The sequence below is a fragment of the Castellaniella hirudinis genome, assembly GCF_047468865.1.
Classification (GTDB): Bacteria; Pseudomonadota; Gammaproteobacteria; order Burkholderiales; family Burkholderiaceae_B; genus Castellaniella; species Castellaniella hirudinis_A.
The window spans coordinates 237,610-262,788 of sequence record NZ_JBLGTV010000002.1; the positions used below are offsets into that span (position 1 = coordinate 237,610).

21 protein-coding genes are annotated in these 25,179 nt (G+C 64.5%); 10 read left to right on the plus strand and 11 right to left on the minus strand.

The window, feature by feature from the left end:
* Positions 1-29: 29 nt before the first annotated feature.
* Both hyi and gcl read right to left on the minus strand, forming a co-directional pair.
* Positions 30-806: a hydroxypyruvate isomerase gene (gene hyi / locus ACMHYJ_RS04705; protein WP_414245044.1), complete on the minus strand. Its 777-nt coding sequence runs from the start codon at positions 804-806 to the stop codon at positions 30-32.
* 96 nt (positions 807-902) lie between these two features.
* Positions 903-2,684 (minus strand): glyoxylate carboligase, encoded by a 1,782-nt coding sequence (gene gcl / locus ACMHYJ_RS04710; RefSeq protein WP_414245045.1) that lies wholly within the window; start codon positions 2,682-2,684, stop codon positions 903-905.
* 286 nt (positions 2,685-2,970) lie between these two features.
* Here gcl and ACMHYJ_RS04715 point away from each other — a divergent pair, with 286 nt between their 5' ends.
* Both ACMHYJ_RS04715 and ACMHYJ_RS04720 read left to right on the plus strand, forming a co-directional pair.
* The gene (locus ACMHYJ_RS04715) at positions 2,971-3,888 is read left to right on the plus strand and encodes a LysR family transcriptional regulator (protein WP_414245046.1); all 918 of its coding nucleotides are present in this window, start codon (positions 2,971-2,973) and stop codon (positions 3,886-3,888) included.
* Entirely contained in the window at positions 3,885-4,841 is a 957-nt protein-coding gene (locus ACMHYJ_RS04720) for a DMT family transporter (protein ID WP_414245047.1), read from the plus strand. Before ACMHYJ_RS04715 ends, ACMHYJ_RS04720 begins: the two co-directional genes overlap by 4 nt.
* A gap of 61 nt (positions 4,842-4,902) precedes the next feature.
* Here ACMHYJ_RS04720 and ACMHYJ_RS04725 read toward each other — a convergent pair whose 3' ends face one another.
* Positions 4,903-5,415, minus strand: a complete 513-nt coding sequence (locus ACMHYJ_RS04725; protein ID WP_414245048.1) for an ureidoglycolate lyase — start codon at positions 5,413-5,415, stop codon at positions 4,903-4,905.
* 70 nt (positions 5,416-5,485) lie between these two features.
* Complete coding sequence (uraD, locus tag ACMHYJ_RS04730) at positions 5,486-5,989, minus strand: 2-oxo-4-hydroxy-4-carboxy-5-ureidoimidazoline decarboxylase (protein WP_414245049.1); 504 nt, start codon at positions 5,987-5,989, stop codon at positions 5,486-5,488.
* 123 nt (positions 5,990-6,112) lie between these two features.
* On the opposite strand from uraD, the gene ACMHYJ_RS04735 reads away from it, so the two are divergent.
* Positions 6,113-7,081, plus strand: a complete 969-nt coding sequence (locus tag ACMHYJ_RS04735) for a LysR family transcriptional regulator (protein ID WP_414245050.1) — start codon at positions 6,113-6,115, stop codon at positions 7,079-7,081.
* Here ACMHYJ_RS04735 and ACMHYJ_RS04740 read toward each other — a convergent pair.
* Both ACMHYJ_RS04740 and ACMHYJ_RS04745 read right to left on the minus strand, forming a co-directional pair.
* Positions 7,057-8,448, minus strand: a complete 1,392-nt coding sequence (locus tag ACMHYJ_RS04740) for an NCS2 family permease (protein WP_414245051.1) — start codon at positions 8,446-8,448, stop codon at positions 7,057-7,059. The two genes, ACMHYJ_RS04735 and ACMHYJ_RS04740, sit on opposite strands and share 25 nt — an antisense overlap.
* 170 nt (positions 8,449-8,618) lie before the next feature.
* Complete coding sequence (locus ACMHYJ_RS04745; protein WP_414245052.1) at positions 8,619-9,572, minus strand: LysR family transcriptional regulator; 954 nt, start codon at positions 9,570-9,572, stop codon at positions 8,619-8,621.
* 141 nt (positions 9,573-9,713) lie between these two features.
* Between ACMHYJ_RS04745 and xdhA the strand changes: the two genes are divergently transcribed.
* The 4 genes from xdhA to guaD are packed head-to-tail and all read left to right on the plus strand — an operon-like array spanning position 9,714 to position 16,027.
* Entirely contained in the window at positions 9,714-11,198 is a 1,485-nt protein-coding gene (xdhA, locus tag ACMHYJ_RS04750; RefSeq protein WP_414245053.1) for a xanthine dehydrogenase small subunit, read from the plus strand.
* A 16-nt stretch (positions 11,199-11,214) separates the two neighbouring features.
* A complete protein-coding gene (xdhB, locus tag ACMHYJ_RS04755; protein ID WP_414245202.1) occupies positions 11,215-13,587 on the plus strand; it encodes a xanthine dehydrogenase molybdopterin binding subunit in 2,373 nt (790 codons plus the stop codon).
* Positions 13,588-13,599: 12 nt separating this feature from the next.
* Positions 13,600-14,640, plus strand: a complete 1,041-nt coding sequence (gene xdhC / locus ACMHYJ_RS04760) for a xanthine dehydrogenase accessory protein XdhC (RefSeq protein ID WP_414245054.1) — start codon at positions 13,600-13,602, stop codon at positions 14,638-14,640.
* Between the two features lie 52 nt (positions 14,641-14,692).
* Positions 14,693-16,027, plus strand: a complete 1,335-nt coding sequence (guaD, locus tag ACMHYJ_RS04765; protein WP_414245055.1) for a guanine deaminase — start codon at positions 14,693-14,695, stop codon at positions 16,025-16,027.
* Between the two features lie 210 nt (positions 16,028-16,237).
* Here the strand turns inward: guaD and ACMHYJ_RS04770 are convergent, their stop codons facing one another.
* Together ACMHYJ_RS04770 and ACMHYJ_RS04775 are read right to left on the minus strand one after the other, a co-directional pair.
* Entirely contained in the window at positions 16,238-17,614 is a 1,377-nt protein-coding gene (locus ACMHYJ_RS04770) for a dihydrolipoamide acetyltransferase family protein (protein WP_414245056.1), read from the minus strand.
* A gap of 1 nt (position 17,615) precedes the next feature.
* Positions 17,616-19,694 (minus strand): transketolase C-terminal domain-containing protein, encoded by a 2,079-nt coding sequence (locus ACMHYJ_RS04775; protein ID WP_414245057.1) that lies wholly within the window; start codon positions 19,692-19,694, stop codon positions 17,616-17,618.
* Between the two features lie 125 nt (positions 19,695-19,819).
* Between ACMHYJ_RS04775 and ACMHYJ_RS04780 the strand changes: the two genes are divergently transcribed.
* From ACMHYJ_RS04780 to ACMHYJ_RS04790, 3 genes are all read left to right on the plus strand, one after another.
* The gene (locus ACMHYJ_RS04780; RefSeq protein ID WP_414245058.1) at positions 19,820-20,287 is read left to right on the plus strand and encodes an Lrp/AsnC family transcriptional regulator; all 468 of its coding nucleotides are present in this window, start codon (positions 19,820-19,822) and stop codon (positions 20,285-20,287) included.
* A gap of 99 nt (positions 20,288-20,386) precedes the next feature.
* Complete coding sequence (locus ACMHYJ_RS04785) at positions 20,387-21,883, plus strand: AMP nucleosidase (protein ID WP_414245059.1); 1,497 nt, start codon at positions 20,387-20,389, stop codon at positions 21,881-21,883.
* Between the two features lie 62 nt (positions 21,884-21,945).
* Positions 21,946-22,500, plus strand: a complete 555-nt coding sequence (locus tag ACMHYJ_RS04790) for a YaeQ family protein (protein WP_414245060.1) — start codon at positions 21,946-21,948, stop codon at positions 22,498-22,500.
* 31 nt (positions 22,501-22,531) lie between these two features.
* On the opposite strand, the gene ACMHYJ_RS04795 is transcribed toward ACMHYJ_RS04790, so the two are convergent.
* From ACMHYJ_RS04795 to ACMHYJ_RS04805, 3 genes are read right to left on the minus strand one after another with little or no spacing between them, the layout of a single operon-like run.
* Positions 22,532-23,281, minus strand: coding sequence for a TSUP family transporter (locus ACMHYJ_RS04795; RefSeq protein WP_414245061.1), 750 nt, complete (start codon positions 23,279-23,281; stop codon positions 22,532-22,534).
* 18 nt (positions 23,282-23,299) lie between these two features.
* The gene (locus tag ACMHYJ_RS04800) at positions 23,300-24,097 is read right to left on the minus strand and encodes an alpha/beta fold hydrolase (protein ID WP_414245062.1); all 798 of its coding nucleotides are present in this window, start codon (positions 24,095-24,097) and stop codon (positions 23,300-23,302) included.
* Between the two features lie 42 nt (positions 24,098-24,139).
* Positions 24,140-25,165, minus strand: coding sequence for a DctP family TRAP transporter solute-binding subunit (locus ACMHYJ_RS04805; protein WP_414245063.1), 1,026 nt, complete (start codon positions 25,163-25,165; stop codon positions 24,140-24,142).
* Between the last annotated feature and the right edge of the window lie 14 nt (positions 25,166-25,179).

Genomic DNA, 25,179 nt, shown 5'->3' on the forward strand with positions numbered 1-25,179 from the left:
GTGTCGATGTTTTGCCGCGCGGCGGCGGTTCAGGCCAGGGCCTTTATCCAGCCCAGGCCGTCTTCGGTGCGGGCGGCCGGCTTGTATTCGCAGCCGATCCAGCCGTTGTAGCCGGTGCCGTCGATATGGCGGAACAGCCATTGGTAATTGATTTCGCCGGTGCCCGGTTCGTTGCGCCCCGGGTTGTCGGCCAGTTGGATATGGCCGATGGCGGCCAGTTGCTTGCTGATCGTGTTGGCCAGTTCGCCTTCCATGCGCTGGGCGTGGTAGATGTCGTACTGAACCTTCAGGTTGTCGGATCCGACTTCGGCGAGGATGGCCAGGGCCTGGTCGGTGCGGCTCAGGAAGAACCCGGGGATGTCGAAGGTGTTGATGGGCTCGATCACCAGGCGGATGCCGGCCTTTTTCAGCTCGGCGGCGGCGTAGCGCAGATTGTCGACGAACGTCCGGTGGGCCGTGGCGTGATCCACGCCTTCCGGCACGATGCCGGCCAGGCAGTTGACCTGCGGGCAATTCAGGGCCGTGGCATAGTCGATGGCCTGGGCCACGCCTTGCTTGAATTCCTCGACGCGGTCGGGGTGGCAGGCAATGCCGCGTTCGCCGGCCGCCCAGTCGCCGGCGGGCAGATTGTGCAGAACTTGTTCCAGGCCGTTGTCCTTCAGGCGCTGGATCAGGTCTTCCTTGGCGTAGGCATAGGGGAACAGGTACTCGACGCCCTGGAAACCGGCCTTGGCGGCGGCGGCGAAGCGATCCAGGAAGTCGATTTCGGTAAACAGCATCGACAGATTGGCGGCAAATTTTGGCATGTGATGACTCCGGTAGGTTCAAAGGGGGCTTGTCTGTGTGCCGGCGCGCCGCAGGCGGACACCGGAGGCAGACAAGCCGACGGGCTTTGAAGCGCCTTAATCCAGCAGGGTGATGGCGGTGGGGGCGTCCTCGCCGCGTTCCGCCAGTTCTTCGAACTCGTTGATGGCGTTGATGTCGTTGCCCATGGAGATGTTGGTGACGCGCTCCAGGATGAATTCAACCACAACCGGCACCTTGAATTCCTTGATCCAGGCCCGGGCCTGCTCAATGGCGGGCTGGATGTCCTCGACCTTTTTCACGCGGATGGCCTTGCAGCCCAGGCCTTCGGCGACCTTGACGTGATCCACCCCATAGCCATCGGTTTCAGGCGCGTTGATGTTGTCGAAGGCCAACTGCACGCAGTAGTCCATGTCGAAGCCGCGCTGCGATTGGCGGATCAGGCCCAGATAGGCGTTGTTCACCACCACGTGGATGTAGGGCAGGTTGAATTGCGCGCCCACGGCCAGTTCTTCGATCATGAACTGGAAGTCGTAGTCGCCCGACAGCGCCACGATTTCGTCGCCGGTGTCGGCGGCCACCACGCCCAGGGTGGCCGGCACCGTCCAGCCCAGGGGGCCGGCCTGGCCGGCGTTGATCCAGTGGCGCGGGCCGTAGACGTGCAGCAGCTGGGCGGCGGCGATCTGCGACAGGCCGATGGTGGTGACGTAGCGGGTGTTGCGGCCAAAGGCCTTGTTCATTTCTTCGTATACGCGCTGCGGCTTCAGGGGCACTTGGTCGAAGTGCGTCTTGCGCTGCATGGATTTCTCGCCCTTGCGGGTGCGGCATTCCTGGGCCCAGGCATTGCGGTCGCGCAGCTTGCCGGCGGCTTTCAGGCGCTTGGCTTCTTCGATCATCAGCGTCAGCGCCACGCCGGCGTCCGAGGCGATGCCGAAGTCCGGCCCGAAGACCTTGCCGATCTGGGTGGGGTCGATGTCGATGTGCACGAAGGTGCGGCCTTCGGTGTAGACGGCGGTGGAGCCCGTGTGGCGGTTGGCCCAGCGGTTGCCGATGCCCATGACGAAGTCGGCGGCCAGCAGGCTGGCGTTGGCGTAGCGGTGGGCGGTTTGCAGGCCCACCATGCCGGCCATCAGCGGGTGGTCGTCGGGGATCACGCCCCAGCCCATCAGGGTGGGGATCACCGGCACGCCGGTGAGTTCGGCGAATTCCTGCAGCAGGGGGGCGGCGTCGGCGCTGAAGATGCCGCCGCCGGCCACCAGCAGGGGGCGCTCGGCGGCATTCAGCATTTCAACGGCCTTGGCGGCCTGCGCCGGCGTGGCGGACGGCTTGTAGACGGACAGCGGCTCGTAGGTGTCGATGTCGAATTCGATCTCGGCCATCTGCACGTCGAAGGGCAGATCCACCAGCACGGGGCCGGGACGGCCGGAGCGCATGATGTGAAAGGCCTGCTGCAGGATGCGCGGCACGAGTTCGGGTTCGCGCGCCATCACGGCCCATTTGGTGACGGGCTTGGCGATGGTTTCGATGTCCACAGCCTGGAAGCTTTCTTTGTGCAGCTGCGAGCGCGGCGCCTGGCCGGTGATGCACAGAATGGGGATCGAGTCTCCCAGGGCCGAGTACAGGCCGGTGATCATGTCGGTGCCGGCCGGGCCGGATGTCCCCAGGCACACGCCGATATTGCCGGGCTGGGCGCGGGTGTAGCCTTCGGCCATGTGCGAGGCGCCTTCGACGTGGCGCGCCAGCACATGCTTGAAGTTGCCGTTCTTGCGCAAGGCCGAGTACAGGGGGTTGATGGCCGCGCCGGGCACGCCGAACAGGGTGGTGATGCCTTCTTTTTGCAGGACGGCGGCGGCGGCGTCTACTGCTCTCATTCGAGCCATGTGATTACTCCTTGGTGTGTCGAGATGGATAAGTGGTGTGCACGCATCCGCAGGGCGTTGGGCCGGACCGGCGCAGGGACGGCGGATGGGGCGTGTGGCGATTGGAACCAGAATACGGCTTGCGGGAACGAACAGGAATCCCTGCGAACCTCGTTTCTGTCGATACTAAAAGTATCTGATAAGAAAAAACTAAGGTAGAATTTTTGAAACATCAGACTGTGTGAAGCAGGCCGATATCCTTGATATGTATCGGGTTGGCGGCCAGCGTCAGGCAAAGGAGGCAGACATGGGGCGCTATACCGACATCAGCAGTTTTGTATTGATTGCCGAGAAAGGCAGCTTTGCGGCGGCGGCCCTGGCCGAGCGGGTGACCCCGGTGGTGATGGGCCGGCGCCTGACGGCGCTGGAAAAGCGCCTGGGCGTGCAGCTGATGCACCGTTCCACCCGCGGGCTGGTGCTGACCGAGCTGGGCGAACGCTATCTGGAACAATGCCAACAGCTGATCCAGGATTTTGACGATGCCGATGCCAGCATCATGGCGCGCCGCCGCAGCCTGAGCGGCCATTTGGTGGTATCGGCGCCCGCCGCTTTTGGCCGCCAGCACGTCGCCCCCCACGCGCTGGCGTTCCGGGCGCGCTACCCGAACCTGGCCCTGTCCTTCAATTTCACTGATAGTGTGGTGGATCTGGTGCGCGAAGGCTATGACATGGCGATCCGCATTGGCGAGGTCACCGATCCCAATTATGTGGCGGTGCGCCTGTTTCCCAACCGCCGGGTGGTGTGCGGCACGCCGGCGTATTTTGATTCGCACGGGGTGCCGCGGGTGCCGGAAGACCTGGCGCGCCACAACTGCCTGGCTTTTAACCTGCAGGGCGGCCAGCATCGGGGCTGGACGTTCGTGCGCGAGGGCAAGCCGTTCGCCGTGCGCGTGCGGGGAGATCTGGCCTGCAACGATGGCGAGCTGCTGTATCAGTGGGTGCGCCAGGGCCTGGGCATCGGCTGGCGATCCACCTGGGAAATCCAGCGCGAACTGAAACGCGGCGAGCTGGTGACCGTGCTGGACGAATATGCGCTGCCCGCCTACGACATCCAGGCCGTTTATCCGCAGCAGCGCTACCTGCCCGCCAAAGTGCGCTATTTTATTGATGACCTGAGAAACCATTATCAGGCCCCTGCTTACTGGGAAGGACAGAGAGCATCTTGACAAAAAAACACGTTGATACTGCGGTGCCCGCCGCCGCAAACCAGAAAACATCCCCGGCCGCCGCGGCAAAAGACGCCGCCGCGCGGCGCAACGAACGCCTGGCCTTGCTGGCCCTGGCGGGCATGGCGCTGGGCTGGGGCTATAACTGGGTGGTGATGAAATCCGTCCTGGCGTATGTCGGGCCGTTCGATTTTTCCGCCTTGCGCACGCTGCTGGGGGCGGTCGTCCTGCTGGGGGTTCTGCTGGCGCTGCGCAAGCCCATGGGGCTGCGCGCCTGGGGGCGGGTCGCGCTGCTGGGGGTCTTGCAGACCGGGGTGTTTTCCGCCCTGATCCAAGTGGCCCTGCTGCACGGCGGCGCGGGCAAAACGTCCATTCTGGTCTACACCATGCCCTTCTGGGTGATCCCCATGGCGTGGTTTGCCTTTGGCGAACGCATTCGCGGCTGGCAATGGCTGGCGCTGGCGCTGGCCGCCGGAGGGCTGGTGCTGATTCTCGAACCCTGGCGCCTGCATGCGGACATCGCCAGCGAATTGCTGGCCCTGGGCGCGGGCCTGTGCTGGGCGCTGGCCACGATGGTGGCCAAGTGGATCAAGCGCGACTATCCCATGGAGGCCCTGCCGCTGACGGCCTGGCAAATGCTGTTCGGGGCGTTGTCGCTGTGCCTGGCCGCCTGGCTGGTGCCGGAAAAACCCATTGACCCGACGCCGTATTTCTATGGGGCCTTGCTGTACAACGCCGTGATCGCCACGGCGCTGGCGTGGTTCTTGTGGCTGTTTGCCTTGCAGCACCTGAGCGCCGGGGTGGCGGGGATGTCCGCCCTGGGGGTGCCTGTGGTGGGGGTGCTGGCCGGCTGGCTGCAGCTGGGCGAGCAGCCCGGCGCGATGGAACTGGCCGGGATGCTGTTGATTGCGGTGGCGCTGGTGGTGATCAGCCTGCGATCGGCCGCCAGGTAAAGCCGATGACCCCGTGCGCTGCGCCGCCGGGGCGCGGGTGGGGCCTTGGTGCGGGGCCGCGTCAGCCCAGCGCGGGGATGATGCTGGGGGCGTCCATCTGCACGATATCGCAGTTGTCCCCCGGCCCGGCGCGGTCGATGATCAGGAAATCACAGACCGATTCCAGCGCCAGCAGCGGATGGTGCCACACGCCCGGGGCGTAGTTCACCCCCTGGTCGCCATGGCACAGAAACACGCGCAGGTCTTGCACGGCGGGGGCGGTTTCGGCTTTGGCCACCACCACCAGGTAGGGCTTGCCGGACAGCGGGATGAAGGCCTGGCTGGCTTTGGGGTGGCGCTCCATCAGGGTGATGGTGAACGGCAGGCTGCGCGGCTTGCCCCGGAAAATCGACACAATGGCGCGGCCATCCGCGCCCGGGTCGATGGCGGCCAGGTCGTGGTAGCGTTCGGTATTGCCTTCGTTGATGGTGAAATGCTTGGCCGCGTCGTCGGCCTGGATCACATCGCCGAACGGCGCAAAGGTCTCGCGGGCCAATGTTTCGATGGTCAGTTTGACCGGAACTTCGGTAGTCATGGGGTTTTCTTCCTAAAACAACGGGGCATCGGACGGTTGCCGACCGTCCCTATGATATCCCGGGCAGCCGTCAGGCAAACTGGGCGTCCAGCCGGAACCGGGCGATCTGTGCGATTTGATCCAGACAGGTGGCCCGTTCGGTGTCGTGGTCGTTTTGCAGCCGCGTTTCGATGGCATCCATGATCTGGTAGCGGTTGCGTCCCTTGACGGCGATGACGAACGGAAAACCGAAGCTTTCCTGGTAGCGGGCGTTCAGGCTGCGCAGGCGCTGCAGTTCTTCGGCGCTGCATTGATCCAGCCCCGCGCCGCGCTGCTCGCCGGTGGAGGCCTGGGTCAGGGTGCCGGCGGCGGCTTCCTTGCCGGCCAGTTCCGGGTGGGCGGTGATCAGGGCCAGCTGTTCTTCCGGGCTGGCCTGCAGGACGACCTGGACCATGGCCCGGTGCAGGGATTCCACGTCGGCAAAGGGCCGCGCGGCCCAGGCGCGTTCGGGAATCCAGGGGGAGTGCTCGAAAATATCCCCCAGGGTACGGGTGAAGTCGGCTTGGGACAAGGCGGAGAGCTGGGTGAGTGTCATGGCGGAAATCATTGAGTGCATCATAAGAGAAAGTCTACGGGGTATCCGCGACTAAAAGAAGGGTGCTGCAATGTATAAGTGGTATAAGCTTGAACGCATTCATGCAAGAAGGAACCCGAAGCCATGGCCACACGACGCAGTAATGCCACGCTGGATACCTATTTGCTAAAGGTATTCTGCATCCTGATGGCGGAGCGCAGCGTTTCCCGCACCGCGCTGAAGCTGAATCAATCGCAGCCCGCCATCAGCGTTGCCCTGAAAAACCTGCGCTTGATTTTCCAGGACCCTTTGCTGGTGCGCGAAAAAGGCGGGATGGTGCCCACCGACCGCGCCCAGGCGATACTCGAACACGCCAAGGCCGCCCTGGGGGCCATCGACAACATGCTGGAGACCGGCGACGATTTCGATCCCGCCAGCAGCCGCCAGGTGTTTCGGATCGGTTCGCCCGACTACCTGGCGCCGGCTTTCGCGGCATCGGCCGTGGCGCGGTTTCGCCGCGAGGCCCCCTATGCGCGGCTGGTCTTGCATGCCCTGGGGCCGGATTTCGATTTCGAGCAATCCCTGGCCGAGGGCGACCTGGACGTCGTGATCGGCAATTGGCCCGAACCCCCGGACCGCATGCATTTGTCGGTATTGCTGGAAGACCCCATCGTGTGCCTGATGTCGGCGGACAACCCGCTGGCGGCGCGTCGCCTGACGATGGATGATTTCCGCCGCATGCAGCACGTGGTGCCCACGCCGTACTCCATGACGCAGCGCGGCATGATCGACACCGAGCTGACCGCGCTGCGCATCCAGCGCGAAGAATGCATCGAAGTGCAGTCCTTCATGCTGGCGCCGTATCTGCTGCCCGGCACCGATCTGGTCTTTACCACGGCCCGGCATTTTGCGCGTTACTACGCCGGGCTGCTGCCGCTGGCGATCGTCGAATCGCCCATTGATTTCCCGCCCATGCGGTTCTACCAGCTGTGGCATGCTCGCAATCATCATGCGCCTTCTCATCAGTGGTTGAGGCATTTGCTGGGGGATTGCGGCCGGGCCATGCAGGCCCCGGCCGCGGATCGGCCTCAGATGGCCCAGCCGCCCAGGTAGAACACCGCCAGGGCGATGGCGATGGCCAGCGTGCCGATGTTCAGCTTGCGCCATTCGCCCGCGAACACCCGGCCGATCACCAGGGTGGTGAAGCCCAGCATGATGCCGGTGACGATGTTGCAGGTCAGTACGATGAACACGGCGCAGACCATGCCGGCCATGGTGTCCACGGTGTCGTCCATGCGCAGGTGGCGCACGCCGCCCAGCATCAGCAGGCCCACGTACATCAGGGCGGGGGCCGTGGCATAGGCCGGCACCAGGGCGGCCAGGGGCGACAGGAAGATCAGCGCCAGAAAGCCCAGGCCCACGATGGTGGCGGTCAGGCCGGTCTTGCCGCCCGCCGCCGTGCCGGCGGCCGATTCGATGTAGGCCGCCGCCGGCGCGCCGCCCAGGCCGGCCGACACGATGGAGCTGACCGAGTCCGCCGTCAGGGCGCGCCCGCCATTGATGATCTGGCCGTTTTCATCCAGCTGCCCGGCTTGGCCCGCCACGGCGCGGATGGTGCCGGTAGCGTCGAACACCGCCGTCATGACCAGGGCCAGCACGCTGGGGATGACCAGGGCACTGAGCGCCCCGCCCACATCCATGGTGCCGATCAGCGAAGTCTCGCCGCCGAACGAAGGCAGGGCGAACAAGCCGTTGAAGGTGACGGATGAATCCCAGATCAGGCCGACGATGGACAGGGCCAGGATGACCAGCAGAATGCCCCCCGGCACACGCCGGCGTTCCAGGCCGAAGATGGCGGCCAGCCCGAGGACGGACAGCAGGGCGGGCATCGCGTTCAGGGTGCCCAGGGAGACCGGCAGGCCCGGCCCCGGGTTCTTGACCACCAGGCCGACTTCGTTGGCGGCGATCAGCAGCAGGAACAGGCCGATCCCGATGCCGGTGCCGTGCGCGATGCCCGCCGGCAGGTTGCGCAGAATCCAGGTGCGCACGCCGGTGACGGAAATGCCGGTGAAGATCACCCCCATCAGGAAGATGGCGCCCAGCGCCACGGCGGGCGACAGGCCCTGGCCCAGCACCAGGTCGAAGGCGGTAAAGGCGGTCAGCGAGATCGCGCAGCCCACGGCGATGGGCAGGTTGGCCCACAGGCCCATCAGCAGGGATCCGAAAGCGCTGGTCAGACAGACCGCGATGAATACCGATGAGGTGTCGAACCCGGCTTTGCCCAGCATGGCCGGGACGACGAAGACGGAATACACCATGGCCAGAAAAGTGGTCAGGCCGGCCAGGGTTTCCTGGCGGACATTGGTGCCCCGGGCATGCAGCTGGAAGCGCCGCTCAAGCCAGCCGGTGGGGGTGGGGGGGTGTGCCTGGGGGGCAATGGGGTCGAACCCCGCAGGCAATACGGTTTCCTGCTCGCTCATGAGCCTTGTCTCCTGAATGGTTGCCAGTTTGTTCGCTGGTTTTATGGTGTCGATGCACGATCACGGATTGACCGGCCTGATTCATTCTAGGGACAAGGTTTTGGGCTGTGCGCGCCGACGGCTGATGATAATTATCAAGCCGGGCTGATGTTCTCGCGCGTGCGCGGCCCCTATACGCCGCCCGTGGGCGGCGCGCCCAGGCTGGCCTGCAGCATGGCGGCCACCCGCACGATGCACTGGCGCAGCCAGATGACTTCGGTGGCGCCGTGGCAGCGCCGGTGCCACAGCAGGTAGAAGCGCATGGCCGGGAAGTCGAACGGCGAGCGCAGGATGGTGATGGGCAGGTAGCGGGCGTAGTGCTGGGCGAACTGCCGCCCGGTGGTGAAGATCAGGTCGGTGCGCAGCAGCATGCCCGCCACCTGGCCGAAGTACGGGATCGTCATCTGGATATTGCGCCGCAGGCCCTGCGAGGCCAGGTAGCCGTCGATGAAGCTCTGGCGCTCGGAGACATAGGGAAACGGGGCCAGGTGGGGCAGTTCCAGGTATTGCTTCAGGCTGATGTCGCGCCGGGCAATGGGGTTCTGGCTGCCCACCATACAGACGACCTCGTCGTCGAACAGGCGGGCCATGTGCATTTGTGGCGGGGGTTCCAGCCAGTTGCCGATGACGACATCCAGCCCGCCGTCTTCCAGCCCGCTGGTGTAGTCGTAGTCCGAGTTGATCGGGTGTACGATGAACTTGGCGTGCGGGGCCTCGCGGCGCAGGATTTCGGCAATGTTGGGCAGGAACATGGCGTCCAGGTAGTCGGGCGCCCCCAGGTGGAATTCCCGGGTGGATGTGGCCGGGTCGAAGGCCCCCGGCGGCTGGGTGATGTGCGCAATGGCCGTCAGGGCCTCGTTGGCGTGGGCCAGCAGATCCAGCCCGCGCTGGGTGGGCACCATGCCGGTCTTGCTGCGCACCAGGATCGGGTCGCCCGTGATGTCGCGCAGACGGCGCAAAGAATTGCTGATGGCGGGCTGCGACAGCCCCAGCTTGATCGCCGCGCGCGACACGCTTTGCTCGGTCAGCAGGATTTGCAGGATGCGCAGCAGGTGGGTATCCATGGATTCTCGGGTTTTGCTCATGCCTGCATTATTCCTGCGCGGGGCGGTGGCGTCCATGATCAAAGACCCTGATACTCGCCATCATCAATAGCGAATACCCCGGTTGGCCGCTTGGTGCTATCTTGGGTCTCATCACCGGCATTCATACAAAAAGGGAACACCATGGAGACATCCGCCATTCGCTTCCATTACCGCGGGCAGGTCCACGAGGTCACCGACCAGCCCACCACGCGCACCGTGCTGCAGTATCTGCGCGAAGACCTGAACTGCATGGGCACCAAAGAAGGCTGCGCGGAAGGCGACTGCGGGGCCTGTACCGTCATGGTGGCCGAACCCGATGGCCAGGGCGGCGTCACGATGCGCGCGGTCAATTCCTGCATCCAGTTCCTGCCCACGCTGGACGGCAAGGCGCTGTACACGGTCGAAGACCTGCGCCAGCCCGATGGGGCGCTGCATCCCGTGCAGCAGGCCATGGTGGACTGCCATGGGTCGCAATGCGGCTTTTGCACCCCGGGCTTCGTCATGTCTCTGTGGGGCATGTATTTGGCTCATGGGCCGCAGGACCCCGCCCCGACCCGCACCCAGATCGACGACGCGCTGTCGGGCAACCTGTGCCGCTGCACCGGCTATCAGCCCATTGTGCATGCCGCCGCCGAAATGTACCAGTATCCCGCCGTGGACTTCGACCGCGCCGCCCTGGCGAAAATCCTGTCCACCCTGCGGCGCGACGACACGTTTTCCTATACCCACGACGGCCACACCTTCCATGCGCCGCGCACCCTCGCCCAGTTGGCGCAGTTGCGGCTGGACCACCCCGATGCGCGCATTCTGGCCGGCAGCACCGACGTGGGCCTGTGGGTCACCAAGCAGCACCGCGACCTGCCGCACCTGATCTACATCGGCCAGGTGCATGAATTGCGCGATATCCATCTGGATGGCGACGACCTGATCGTCGGGGCCGGCGCCTTGCTGAATGACGCCTTCGACGCCCTGATCGAACACCTGCCCGAGCTGACCGAATTGCGCCAGCGATTTGCGTCCTTCCCGATCCGCAATGCCGGCACCCTGGGGGGCAATGTGGCCAATGGCTCGCCCATCGGCGATTCCATGCCCGCCCTGATCGCCCTGGGCACCGCCATCATTCTGCGCCGGGGCGACCGCGTGCGCGAGATGCCGCTCGAAGACTACTACCTGGCCTACCAGAAAAACGCCGCCGAGCCGGGCGAATTCGTCCAGGGCATGCGGGTGCCGGTGCGGGTCGAAGGCCGCCAGTTCCGCACGTACAAACTGTCCAAGCGCTTCGACCAGGATATTTCCGCCGTGTGCGCCGCCTTTGCCGTGCAGCTGGACGCGTCCGGCGGGGTGTGCAGCCTGCGCACGGGCTTTGGCGGGGTGGCGGCCACGCCCAGCCGCGCGCGCGCGGTCGAAGCCGCCGTCCAGGGCCAGCCTTGGGACGAAGCCCACGTGCGGGCCGCCATGGCGGCCATGGCGCAAGACTTCAAACCCCTGACCGACATGCGCGCCAGCAGCGGCTACCGCCAACTGGCCTCGCAAAATCTGCTGTATCGCTTTTATCTGGAAACCGCCCCTGGGGCGCCGTTGGCGACGCATCAGGTGAATACGGCCAATCTGGCCGAACTTGCTTGAGGAGGCCGACATGAACATGCGTGTCAATATCCCTGTCGAACTCGATCGTCTGGCCATTGCCAACGACCGTATCCCGCGTCCCGTGGTGGGCGAACCCGCCGCCGGGGCCGCCAGCCCGCACGAATCCGCCGTGCTGCACGTCAGCGGCGAAGCCGTCTATACCGACGACATCCCCGAACTGCGCAATACGGTGTATGCCGCGCTGGGCCTGTCGGACAAACCCCATGCGCGGATCACCGCCATGAATCTGGATGCCGTGCGCCAGGCGCCCGGCGTGCTGGCCGTGTATACGGCCAACGACATCCCCGGTGTGAACGATTGCGGGCCGGTGATCGCCGACGACCCCATCCTGGCCGATGGCCTGGTGCAGTACGTCGGCCAGCCCCTGTTCGTGGTGGTGGCCAAGACCGTGGAGCAGGCGCGCCGCGCGGCGCGCCAGGGCAAGATCAGCTACGAAGAACTGCCCTTCATGCTGCACCCCAAGCAGGCCAAGGCCGCGGGGGCGGGCACCACCGATGAATTGCGCCTGATCCAGGGCGATGTGCAAAAAGCCCTGGACAATGCCCCGGTGCGCCTGACGGGCGCGTTTTCCTGCGGCGGGCAAGAGCAGTTCTACCTGGAAGGCCAGATTTCCTACGCCATTCCACGCGAAAAAGACGGCATGCTGGTCTTGTGCTCCACCCAGCATCCCACCGAGATGCAGCACGCGGTCTCGCATGCCTTGGGCTGGTCGCGCCACCAGGTCGAAATCGAATGCCGCCGCCTGGGCGGCGGCTTTGGCGGCAAAGAATCCCAGTCCGCCTTGTTTGCCTGCGTGGCCGCCGTGTGCGCCCGCCATCTGCAGCGTCCGGTCAAGCTGCGCGTCGACCGCGACGACGACATGATGATCACCGGCAAGCGCCACGGGTTCTATTATGAATACGACGTCGGTTTCGACCAGGAAGGCCACATTCTGGGCGTCAAGCTGGACATGACGCTGCATTCCGGCTATTCGGCCGATTTGTCCGAAGCCGTGGCCAGCCGGGCCTTGGCGCACTTCGATAATGCCTATTACATTCCGGCCGCCGATATCCATACCATGTGCGGCAAGCTCAATACCCAGTCGGCCACGGCCTTCCGGGGGTTCGGCGCCCCGCAAGGCGCGCTGGTCACCGAGATGCTGCTGGATCGCGTGGCGCGCCAATTGGGCAAGGATCCGCTGGACATCCGCTATATCAATCTGTACGGGACGGACACCCGCAATACCACGCCGTATGGCGAAGTCGTCGCCGGCAATGTCCTGCAGCCGATGATCCAGGAACTCGAAGCCAGTTCGGATTACCGGGCCCGCCGCCAGGCCGTGCGCGAATTCAATGCCAACAGCCCGGTGCTCAAGAAAGGGCTCTCCCTCAACGCGGTCAAGTTCGGTATTTCCTTCAATGTGCCGGCCTTCAACCAGGCCGGGGCCCTGGTGCACATCTATCGTGACGGCTCGGTTCTGCTGAATCACGGCGGTATCGAAATGGGCCAGGGCCTGAACACCAAGGTCGCGCAGATCGTGGCCAATACCCTGGGGCTGGATCTGGAATGCGTGCGGGTCACCGCCACCGATACCTACAAGGTCGTCAATACATCGGCCACGGCGGCGTCCACGGGATCCGACCTGAACGGCAAGGCCGCCGAAGACGCGGCCCTGACGTTGCGCGCGCGCCTGGCCGATTTCGCCGCCCGCAAATACGGCGGCCAGGCCGATGACGTCACCTTCGCTTGGCGCCAGGTCAGCGTCAATGGCAAGACCCTGCCCTTCGCCCAACTGGTCGAGGAAGCCTATTGGGATCGGGTGCAACTGTGGTCGGACGGCTTCTACAAGACTCCGGGCATTACTTGGGACAAGGCCACCAGCCGAGGCAATCCGTTCTTCTACTATGCCTTCGGGGCCTCGGTGTCCGAAGTCGTGGTCGATACCCTGACGGGCGAGTGGAAGCTGCTGCGCGCCGACATTCTGCATGATGTGGGGGCGTCCATCAATCCGGCCATCGACATCGGCCAGATCGAGGGCGGCTACATCCAGGGCATGGGCTGGCTGACCACCGAAGAACTCGTCTGGCGCGAGAGCGATGGCCGCCTGACCACGCACGCGCCGTCCACCTACAAAATCCCGGCCATCAGCGATTGCCCGCGCGACTTCCGGGTGCAGTTGTTCAAGGCCCGCAACCACGTGGATTCCGTTCACCATTCCAAGGCCGTGGGCGAGCCGCCGCTGGTGCATGGGGTCAGCGTGTTCAATGCCATTGCCGATGCGGTGTCTTCGGTGGGCGACGGGTCGCAATCCCCCGATCTGGATGCGCCCGCCACCCCCGAAGCCATCCTCAAGGCCGTTGAAGGCTTGCGTCGCCGCAACGCCGCATAACGAGGTGCCGTCATGAGCACAGCCTGGATTACACAGGCCCTTTGGTGCCTGGATCGGCAGCAGCCCGTGGTGCTGATCAGCGTGGCGTCGGTGCGGGGCTCGGCCCCGCGCGAGGCCGGTGCCAAGATGCTGGTGTCGGCCGGCCATCAGTGGCTGACCATTGGGGGCGGGCAGCTCGAATGGCAGGCCATGCACTTGGCGCGCACCCATCTGCGGGATGCCGGCCATGCCGACCGCTGGGTGCGGGACATGCCGCTGGCCGCGTCGCTGGGCCAGTGCTGCGGCGGCCTGGTGACTTTGCTGTTTGAGCGCCTGCGCGAAACCGACCGGGCGTGGCTGCTGCAGGCCCAGGAGCGCCTGCGCCGGCAGCAGTCTTTCCTGCGCGAAGTCGGCGTGGGCGGGCCCGGGGTGGCCGCCTGGGTGTGTTTGCGGGATAGCCCGGCGGGTCTGCCGCCGCCCGACCGCTTCCAGGTCAATCGCTTGCTGGACAAGGCCGATGCCCGCGGCTGCCCGGTGCTGACCGAGCCGCTCATGCCCGATGCCTTGCAGGTGGTGGTGTTCGGGGCGGGTCACGTCGGCCACGCACTGGTCAACATCCTGGGCACCTTGCCCTGCCGGGTGGTTTGGGTCGATGCGCGGGATGATCTGTTTCCGAATCAAGTGGCGCCCAACGTCGCCATCGAAGCAACCGACACCCCCGAAGCGGTGATCGACCAGGCGCCCCCCGATAGCTGCTATCTGGTGATGACGCATGATCACGCGCTGGATCAGCACCTGTGCGAATACCTGCTGAAGCGCGACGATACGGCGTATATCGGCCTGATCGGATCCGTCACCAAATGGCACAAATTCAAGCAGCGCTTTGCCCTGCGTGGCATCGCGCCCGAACGCTATGCCCGCATTACCTGTCCGATTGGCGAACCGGGCATCGAAGGCAAGCAGCCGGCGGTGATCGCCGTGTCGGTGGCCGCGCAACTGATGCGGCTGCGTACCCAGATGGCGCATCGGGCCGCTGCGGCGGCGCAGGATGAACCCGTCGCGGCCACCTTTTAAATCTTGTTTCGCTGGCGCTTGGCCAGCCATAAAAACCCACCAGGAGACACCCATGACCTCGACGTCAAACGCCCCCGCTGTGCCTGATGTGCAGGCTTACCGCGCCCAGCTGCTGTATTTCCGCGATACCCCCAAGGCCGAGGATGAAGCCTGCGAATGGCTGCGCGACGGCCTGCTGGTGGTGCGCGATGGCAAGATCGAGCAGTGTGGCGAGTACGACCAATTGATCAAGGACTTGCCGACGGGCATTGCCGTGCATGACTGGCGCGGCCGCCTGATCACCCCGGGCTTCATTGACACGCACATCCACTACCCGCAGACGGACATGATTGCGTCGCCCGCCCCGGGCCTGCTGCCCTGGCTGGAAACCTACACCTTCCCGACCGAGCGGCGCTTTGAAAATCCGGCCTATGCCGAAGAAGTCGCCAAGTTTTTCCTGGACGAACTGCTGCGCTGCGGCACGACGACCGCGCTGGTGTACTGTACCGTGCACCCGGGGTCGGCCCAGGCGTTTTTCGAGGAAAGCCACGCCCGCAACCTGCGCATGGTGGCGGGCAAGGTGATGATGGATCGCAATTGCCCGGAATACCTGCGCGACACGGCCGAGACCGGCGCGCGCGACAGCGAAATGCTGCTGCAGCGCTGGCACGGCACGGGTCGCCAGCTGTATGCCCTGACGCCGCGCTTTGCGCCCACGTCTACCCCGGAACAGCTGGGCCGCTGCCGCGAATTGGCGCAGCGCTATCAGGATGTGTTCATCCAGTCGCATGTGTCCGAGAACCAGGACGAGGTCAAGTGGGTGATGAGCCTGTTCCCCGGCCATCGCAGCTACCTGGATATCTACGACGACTACGGCCTGCTGCGCCCGCGCGCGGTGTACGGCCACTGCGTCTGGCTGGACGACGATGACCGCCGGCGCATGCGCGATGCCGGGGCGGTGGCGGCGCATTGCCCGACGTCCAACCAGTTCCTGGGCAGCGGCTTGTTTGATTTTGCCTCGGCGCGCGATTTCAGCATGCCGGTGACGCTGGCCACCGACGTGGGCGGCGGGTCGTCGTTTTCCATGCTGCAGACCATGAACGAAGCGCACAAGGTGGCGCGCCTGTCCGGCCACCACCTGACCGCCCGGCGCATGTTCTGGCAGGCCACCCAGGGGGCGGCCAAGCACCTGGGCCTGACCGGCCAGATCGGCACCCTGGAGGCCGGCGCCGAAGCCGACTTCATCGTGCTGGATCCCCAGGCCACGCCGCTGCTGGAACGCCGCAGCGCCCGCGCCGAATCGCTGGAAGAATTGCTGTTTGCCCTGGCCATGCTGGGGGACGACCGGGCCATTGCCGCGACGTATGCGGCGGGGCGCGAAGTGCATCGGCGCGGGGCGGTTCAGTAAGGGTTTAAGCGCCGGGGACTGGCCGCTCTAAGCAGCACGGGGTGTTGCCTAGTGTCCTGTTTGGCTAATTCAAATACTCATCTTCGGCGCCTGGGCTCGCCATACTGCGTTGCAAATCCTCGCGATAGCACTGGCTATCGCTGCGGTTTGCGCCTTGTCTGGCAAGCCCATGCATCCGAATCTGAATACACGAACTAACCAAACAGGACACTAGAGCGGCCAGTGTTCGATTTCCTGGACGAAACGCGTCAGCCAGGCATTGGTTTGCTGGCCGTCCAGCGCCCGGTGGTCGATGGTCAGGGACACATACGCCATGGGGCGAATCTGCAGGGTGTCGATGCCGTCGATTTCACGCGCGACTGCGCGTTTTTCGATCTTGCCCACGCCCAGAATGGCCGATTGTGGCTGGTTGATGATAATGGGCGCGGCGAATAAAGACCCGGACGTGCCATGGTTGGAAATCGTGAACGTGCCCCCTTGCACGTCTTGACGGCTTAATGTGCCGTGATGCGCCCCGTGGGTGATGTCCTGCAAGCGGCGGGCGATGCCGGCCAGAGAGGCTTCTTGGGCGCGGTGGATGACGGGGACGATCAGGCCGTCATTGTCCAGGGCAATCCCGATGCCGATATGGACATCATCGAAAATTTCCAGGCCGTCGTCGTGCCAACGGCTGTTGATGGCGGGGACTGCGCGCATGGCGGCCACACTGGCGGCCACCAGATATGCGGTATACGAAAGCGGGATGCCATTGGCCGCGAAGGCTGCTTTGTGGTGTTCGCGGTGGCGGATGACCTGGGTGAAATCAGCCTCGAATACGGCGGTCACATGGGGGGCCGTGGCGACAGAGGCCGCCATGTGCCGGGCGATGGCTTGCCGCATGGCGGTGTGCGGCACGATATGCGACCGGCCGGACGGGGGGGCGGTGGCCCCGTCCGATGCCGGGGCTATCCGTGCAGCAGGGGCTGCCGGCGCCACGGTTGCGTCAATGGGTAGCGCAATGCTTGAGTCCGTCTGCCGCGCAGCGGCGGCCTGCATGTCGGCGCGGGTCACCCGGCCCCCGCGTCCGGTGCCCTGGACGGTCGCCGGGTCGATGCCCAGTGCCTGGGCCGCTTGGCGGACGGCGGGCGAATAGCGCGCCAAGGCCCGATGGCTGAACGGGTCGGCTGCCGAAGGAGATGGCGTGTGTGGCGGGGCCGATGCGGCCCCGGCAACGGCGGGCTGGACGGTGCTTTTTGAGGTCGGGTCTGGGCCGCTTGTGTCCGGGGAAACCGCGTGGACGGCGTCAGGGGTTTTGGGGGCGTCGGCGCCGGATTGGCTGTCGGTGTCGCCGGCTGCGGTGTCGCCGGCTGCGGTGTCGATGCGCCCTAAAACGGCCCCGGTGGGGACATCCGCCCCCACCGCCAATAGGATTTCAGCCAATCGGCCCGTCGCGGGCGAGGGGATTTCTTGGGTGACCTTGTCGGTTTCGAGTTCGAGCAAGGGTTCGTCCAAGGTGATGGTGTCGCCCACCTGCTTGACCCAATGGGCCACGATGGCCTTGGTGCCTTCTTGTTCGGTGGGGGCGATGATGTCGATCAGGCGATCCATGTCAAAACCCCAGCAGTTCGGCTATTTTTTTGCGGATGCGGGGCACCGACGGCACTACCCAATCCAACAGGGCCGGGGTGTGGGGGCTGGGAACATCCGGCATCGTCAGTCGGGACACCGGGGCGTCCAGCGCCATAAAGGCCTCGTCGGCCACGACGGCGGCGATTTCCGCCCCAAAACCCGCCGTCCCCAGGTCTTCGTGCACAATCAGACAACGCCCCGTTTTGCGGACTGACGCCAGCACGGCATCGCGATCCCAGGGCATCAAGGTGCGCAAATCCAGGATATCGGCGCCATAGCCCTCGGCCGCTTCTTCGCAGCGCGGCACCATCGCCCCCCACGTGACGATCGTGATGTCCTCGCCTTCGCGGCACCGATGGGCCTGGCCAAACGGCAGCGCGTAGTCGTCGCCGGGGTACGGCCGGCGCGCCCAGCTGTGATCCAGCATGGCGCGGTGTTCAAAAAAGATGACGGGATCATTGCCGCGCAGGGCGCTGCGCAGCAGGCCCACCGCATCGGCGGCGTTGGAGGGCACGGCGACTTTCCAGCCCGGTTGGTGGATGAAGGCCACTTCGTTGGTTTGGCTGTGCGACGGATCGCCGCATTTGAAGAAGCCGCCCGGGATGCGCACCACGATGGGGGCCGCGAAGCGGTTGTGGGTGCGCCAGCGGATGGTGCCGCAGTCGTTCAGTTGCTCGGTGGCCGGTTCGGCATACTTGCGGAACTGGATTTCCGGCACGGGCACCAAGCCGGCCAGGGCCATGCCGACAGACCGGCCAATGATGCCTTCTTCGGACAGCGACGTATCGAAGACGCGGCTGGCGCCGTGTTTTTGTTGCAGGCCCAAGGTGACGGCGTGTACCCCGCCCTTGGGGCCGATATCTTCGCCCAGCAGCACGACCCGGTCATTGATGGACAGTTCGTGATCCAGCGTCTTGCGGATGGCGGTGACCATATTGATGCGCTGGCCGCCTGTTTGCGCGTGTTGGGTGGTGGGTGGAGCCACATAGCCTTGGGGATATTGCCCGCCCATTTTTTGCAGGTCGCCGTCATGGAAACGGTGCTGCAGCACGCTTTCAGGCTCGGCCAGGGGGCGGGCTTCGGCTTGTGTGCGGGCGCGCTTGACGTCGGCCAGGGCGCGGTCGGCCAGGGCTTGCCAGGCGGATTCGGACAGCACATGAGGGACGAGGTGCGCTTTGAGCTTGGGCAAAGGGTCGCGCTGCCATTCTTTTTGCAGGGTATCGGCGTCTTTATAGCCTTGCGTATCCTGAAAACTATGGCCCTGCAGGCGCGGGACAGTCAGCCGCAGCAGGGCGGGCGCGCGGCGTTCGCGCACGTGCTGAACGGCGGTCTGAATGAGGTGCGCGGCTTCTGGGGGACTGGTGCCGTCGCCATCGTAAAGCGTCAGGCCCTGCCAGCCGGCCAGATTGGCGGCGATATTGCCACCGGGGGTTTGGGTGGTGGACGGGACGGAAATGCCATAGCCGTTGTCTTCGATGTAGAACAGCATGGGCAGCTGCTGGGTGGTGGCGATGGTCAAGGCCGACCAAAAGCCGTTGCTGGCGACCGAGCCATCGCCGCCCAGGACGACCGCGATATCGCTGGCGTAGTCCAAGCGGCCCAGCTGATCCGCATAGTAAGTCAGGGCTTGGGCCCAGCCCGCTGAAGGCGTGTACTGGGCGCCCACCCCGCCCGACATGGGCAAGGCGCTGGCGCCGTGGGGGTTGGGGTAGTTGAAGACGACGCCGATGTCGCGTCCGTTGGAATAGCCGCCCGCGCGCCCCAGGGCCGACCCCAGCGCTTCGGCGGGATCCACGCCCAGCGCCAGCAGCAGCGGGCGTGAGCGGTAATAGCCACTGGCGGCGTCGTGCCGGCCGGTGAGCTGCAGGCCCAGCAGGATTTGCGCCATATCGTGGCCCCGGGCCGAAAACTGATACAGCATCTGTTTGCCCGGGATCAGTTCGGTTTCTTCGAGGTGATCCAGTTCGCGTGACAACAAGGTCAGGTAGGCGACCTTTTCCCACTCGATCGCGGTGGCGGGCGAGGGATCGGGGGCCTGTTTGGATAGCGCCTGCAGCATGTCTCCACCTTTTTTATCAATGGTTTATAGGTGAAAATCCTATCATGATGAACGGATTGAAATCATTCAACTTCCGCAGGTTTTTCGTTAATATTGAAACGTTTATTTCATATCCAAGCAAAGTTATGGAAAACCCCAATCTGGATTCGATTGATCGCCGCATCGTGCGCATCTTGCAACGTCAGGCCGATATCGGCCAGGCCGCGTTGGCGGAACAGGTGGGCGCGTCGCCGGCATCGTGCTGGCGGCGCATCCGCCGGCTGGAAGCCGCCGGGATACTGGGCCCCGCTGTCCGGCTGGTCGACCCGGGCGCCGTTGGACGGGGCTTGAATGTCTTTTGCCATATCCGCTTGAAAGAACACAATCGGCAAATCCGCACAGAGTTCGAACACTTCATCGAAAGCCACGAAGAAGTGATCGAATGCTATTCGATGTCGGGCGAATGGGATTATCTTTTGCGGGTGGTCGTCGAGGACATGCGCGGCTACGAGCGCTTGCTGATGGAGCATTTCCTGATCCACGAGGCGGTGGCGACGTCTTCGTCCAGCTTTGCGTTGAAGCAGGTCAAGTACACCACTGAATTGCCGGTGTGACGGGGGCGCCGAGATCTGTTGGCGTGCCTTTGAGATGGAAGCCTTGGGATGGGCTGCCAGGTGACCTCCATTCGTCACAAAGACCTGCCATAATCAGGCATGGAAAAATTCATGGATCCCGCGCGTCCCACGCGCCTGCCGCCGCTGGTGCCGTTCGCCGGCTTTGACGATGCCGATGCCGCCGTCGATCAACTGATTCACCTGTATCGGCGCAATACGGCCTTTATCCGCGAGGCATTCAAAGAATACGGCGCGGGCGCCTTGCCCATGGGCCAGCGGGTGCGCGCCTGCTACCCCGCCATCCGCATCCGCATCAACACCTATCCCGAAGTCGACAGCCGTCTATCTTACGGGCACTTGGTGGAGCCCGGCGCCTACATGACCACGGTCACGCGGCCCACGCTGTTTCATGACTACCTGCGCGAACAGGTGCGGCTGCTGATGCGCAACCACGGCGTGCCGGTGGAAATCGGCGAATCCGATTTGCCCATCCCCCTGCACTTCGCGTTTCCCGAAGGCGAATACGCCCAGGGGGAATACTCCGAAGTCCCCGGCCATACGCTGCGCGACCATTTCGACGTGCCCGACCTGGCCGTGACCGATGACGCCATCGTCAACGGCACCTGGCGCGGGCGACCCGGCCAGCCTCGGCCCCTGGCGCCGTTCACCGGCCCGCGCATTGATTATTCCTTGCAGCGCCTGCAGCACTACACCGGCACCTCGCCCACGCATTTCCAGGATTTGGTTCTGTTCACCAACTATCAGTTTTATGTGGACGAATTCGTGCGCTGGGCGCGCGACACCCTGGTGGCCGGCAGCGGCGGCTATACCGCCCTGGTCGGGCCCGGCAACCACATCGTCACCCGGGAAACCGCCGCGCAGCGGGCCCCCGACCTGGCCTTTACCCCGCAGATGCCCACCTACCATCTCAAGCGCGAAGGCCACACGGGCATCACGCTGGTCAACATCGGGGTGGGGCCGTCCAATGCCAAGACCATCACCGATCACGTGGCGGTGCTGCGCCCGTCGGCCTGGCTGATGCTGGGGCATTGCGCCGGCCTGCGCACCACCCAGCGCCTGGGCGATTATGTGCTGGCGCACGGCTATGTGCGCGAAGATCATGTCCTGGACGACGACCTGCCCATCTGGGTGCCGGTGCCGCCGCTGGCCGAAGTCCAGGTGGCCCTGGAAGATGCCGTGGCCGAGGTCGCCGGGCTGTCGGGCTGGGAACTGAAAAAAATCATGCGCACCGGCACCGTGGCCACCATCGACAACCGCAACTGGGAACTGCGCGATCAGCAAGAGCCCGTGCAACGCCTGTCGCAGTCCAGGGCGATTGCGCTGGATATGGAATCGGCCACCATCGCGGCCAATGGCTTTCGCTTCCGGGTGCCCTATGGCACGCTGCTGTGCGTATCCGACAAGCCCCTGCATGGCGAGCTGAAACTGCCCGGCATGGCCAGCGCGTTTTACCGCACCCAGGTCAACCAGCACCTGCACATCGGCATCCGGGCGCTGGAGCGTCTGCGCGACATGCCCGGCGAACGCCTGCATTCGCGTAAATTGCGTAGTTTTATCGAAACCGCGTTCAAGTAGCCGCTTGGGATACCATACCCTTTTCTATTGTTTTCACGCGGTCTTCGCGTCCGGGATTTCCTATGGCCTTGCGTGCCACCATCTACAAAGCAGACCTCAACATCGCCGACAACGACCGGGGCTATTACGGCAGCCATGCCGTCACCGTGGCGCGGCATCCGTCTGAAACCGACGAACGCCTGATGGTGCGTTTGCTGGCCTATGCCCTGTGGGTGCAGGCCGACGAACGGCTGGTGTTCACTAAAGGCCTGAGCGATACCGACGAGCCCGATCTGTGGAATCTGGATCTGACCGGCGCGGTGCAGCAGTGGGTAGAGGTCGGCTTGCCGGATGACCGACGGCTTTTGAAGGCCTGTGGCCGGGCCGATCAGGTGCTGGTCATGGCTTATGGGCGCGGGGTGGATGTCTGGTGGGCCGGGGTGCGGCATAAGGTCGCCCGGGCCAATAATCTGCAGGTGTTCGCCCTGGATGCCGAGGCCACCAAGGCCCTGGCGGCATTGGCCGGCCGCAATATGAATCTCAGCATCAATATCACCGACGCCAGTGCCTGGGTGTCCTGCGATCAGGGCGATGTCAGTCTGGATGTGCGCGTGCTGCGGGACGATGTCCGAATATAAGCGCCCGAAATCGCCCAGCAAAGCACACAGCTTATTCCAGCAGCATTTTTACTGAGACAACAGTGGCCATGATCACCATCAGAATCCGAATCAGCTGGTGGCCGCGTTTGACCACCAGGCGTGCGCCGATGGTGCCGCCTATCCATTGGCCGGCCAATATGGGTAGCCCAAAGGCCCAGGCGATGTTGCCGTGCCATGCAAAGAAGATCAGGGCGGCGCAGTTGCTGCAGAGGTTCAGCAGCTTGGCGTGCGCGGTGGCCTTGACCAGATTGAAGCCGAGCAGCGTGACACAAGAGATCGCCAGGAATGTGCCGGTGCCGGGGCCGAAGAAACCGTCGTAGAACCCGATCAGTGGCGCCAGGATGGCCGCGTACAGCGCGGAGGTGATGCGTTGGGTGCGGTCTTCGGCCCCGACGCGCGGCGACAGCAGAAAGTACAGGGCGAAACAGATCAGCAGGATGGGAATCAATTGGCGCAGCATGCCGCTGTCGATGCGTGTGAGGGCGAAGCCCCCCGCCAACGACCCCAGGAATGCGCCCAGCATCATCCATCGGCTGCGTTTCAGGTCGATCTGGCGCATGCGCAGAAAATGCAGTGTGGCGGCCGCCGATGCGGCGATCCCGCCGACTTTGTTGGTGGCGATGGCCGCGCCGGGCGGCAGGCCCGCGGCCAGCAGCGCCGGGATGGTGATCAGCCCGCCGCCCCCCGCAATGGCATCAATGGTGCCGGCAATCAGGGCCGCGAAGAATAGCAAGACGACAACGTCGAAGGAGATTTCCATGGGGCCGTGGCCGTTTGATCAGCCCCGGGGGGTATCAATGAAAGTGGTCAGCAGATCCAGGAATGCCTCGGGCTGTTCAAATGGCGCCAGGTGGCCGCTGTCCAGTTCGGCGTAGCGGGCATCGGGGATGGCGTCTGCCAGGGCGCGGGCATGCGCTTTGGGCACCATGGCATCGTGGGCGCAGCCAATGACCAAGGTGGGCGCCGTGATGCGCGGCAGCAGCGCGCGGATGTCCAGGCGCATATCGAGCATGATCTGACGGGTGATGCCTTCCCAGCGGTTGGATACAACGACGGCATCGGCCCATTGCGCCAGTTGCGTTTCGTCCATGCGATCCAGAAAAGCGGGGCTGAAGCCGGTCAGCAGAATCAGCCGGGCGAAGTCGTGCGGATCGTTGCGGATGAGATTGAGCCAGAGTTCGGATTGCATCCGCATGCGGGGGCTCTGGCCATGGGGAAAGCCCGCCAGCAGCGTCAGCGATCGAACGCGGTCGGGGTGCGTGGCGGCGAGTTGCGCCGCCACGCAGGCACCCAGTGAAAAGCCGGCCAGGTCGAATCGGTCGGCGCCCGCCGCCTGGGCAGCCCCCAGCACCTGAGCCGACAGCAGATTCAGGCTCAGTTCCCCGGCTGGGTCGGTGGTTTCGCCCGAGCCGGAGTAATCGAGCCGAATCACCGTGCGATGGGCGGCCAGGGGGGCGACCAGGTGCGCCCAGTTGCTTTCCAGGTTTCCGCCCGTGCCCGCGACCAGCACCAGCGCCGGCCCCTGACCGTTGACGGCATACGCGACATGTGTATCAAGGACTTTGACGATGGGCATGCGGGATTCCTTTTTGGGCGGGTAATGGGCGTTGGCGTCTTATTATCGCTTGGCGATGTCCTCCTGAGCCTGCTTGACCAGATCCGGGCCGATTTGCTTGGCCCATTTGTCGAACACCGGCTGGGTGGCCTGGGCGAAGGCGCCGATTTGCTCGGGCGACAGGGTGGTCACCGTGACGCCGTGGCTTTCGATTTCCTTCAGCAGGGAATCGTCCGTGTTGGTGACGCCCTGGCGGGCGATCACGGTTTCTTTCTGGCCGGCTTCGATGGCGGCTTCGCGCACGATTTTCTGGTCTTCGGGCGACCAGGATGCCCAGACGTCCTGGTTGACCACGAAGATCAGCGGGTCGGCCACGTAGTTCCAGAGGCTGAGATATTTTTGGCCGACGTCATACAGCTTGGCCCCCGCATAGATGGACAGCGGGTTTTCCTGGCCGTCCACCGCGCCGCTGGCCAGCGCCGGCTGGGCGTCGGCCCAGCTCATTTGGGTGGGATTGGCCCCCAGGGTGGTGAAGGTGTCGATATACAGGGGCGAACCCACCACGCGCAGTTTCATGCCCTTGATGTCTTCGGGGGTCTTGACCTCGCGCACGGAATTGGACAGCTGGCGGTAGCCGTTTTCGCCCCAGGCCAGGGGCACCACGCCTTTTTTGGACAGGATGGCAAAGAGTTCTTCGCCCACCTTGCCGTGGGTCAGCGCGTCGATGGCGGGGTAGTCCGGCATCAGAAAGGGCAGGGAAAACAGGTTCAGTTCTTTGACCTGCGGCGACCAGTTGATGGTGGAGCCGATGGCCATGTCGATCACCCCTTGGCGAATGGCGGTGAATTCGCGGGTCTGGTCGCCCTGCACCAGGGATGTCCCCGGGTAGACCTTGATGTTGATGCGGCCATCGGTGCGTTCACGCACCAGGTCGGACCAGATCACCGCCCCCTGGCCCCAGGGGAAGTTGGTGCCCACGACGATGGACAGCTTGTATTCGGATTTGTAATCGGCGGCCTGGGCGGAAAAGGCGGACGCCAAGGCCGTGACGGACAGGGCGGCGGCCCCGATGAATTTCATGATGCGCATGGTCAGTCTCCTGT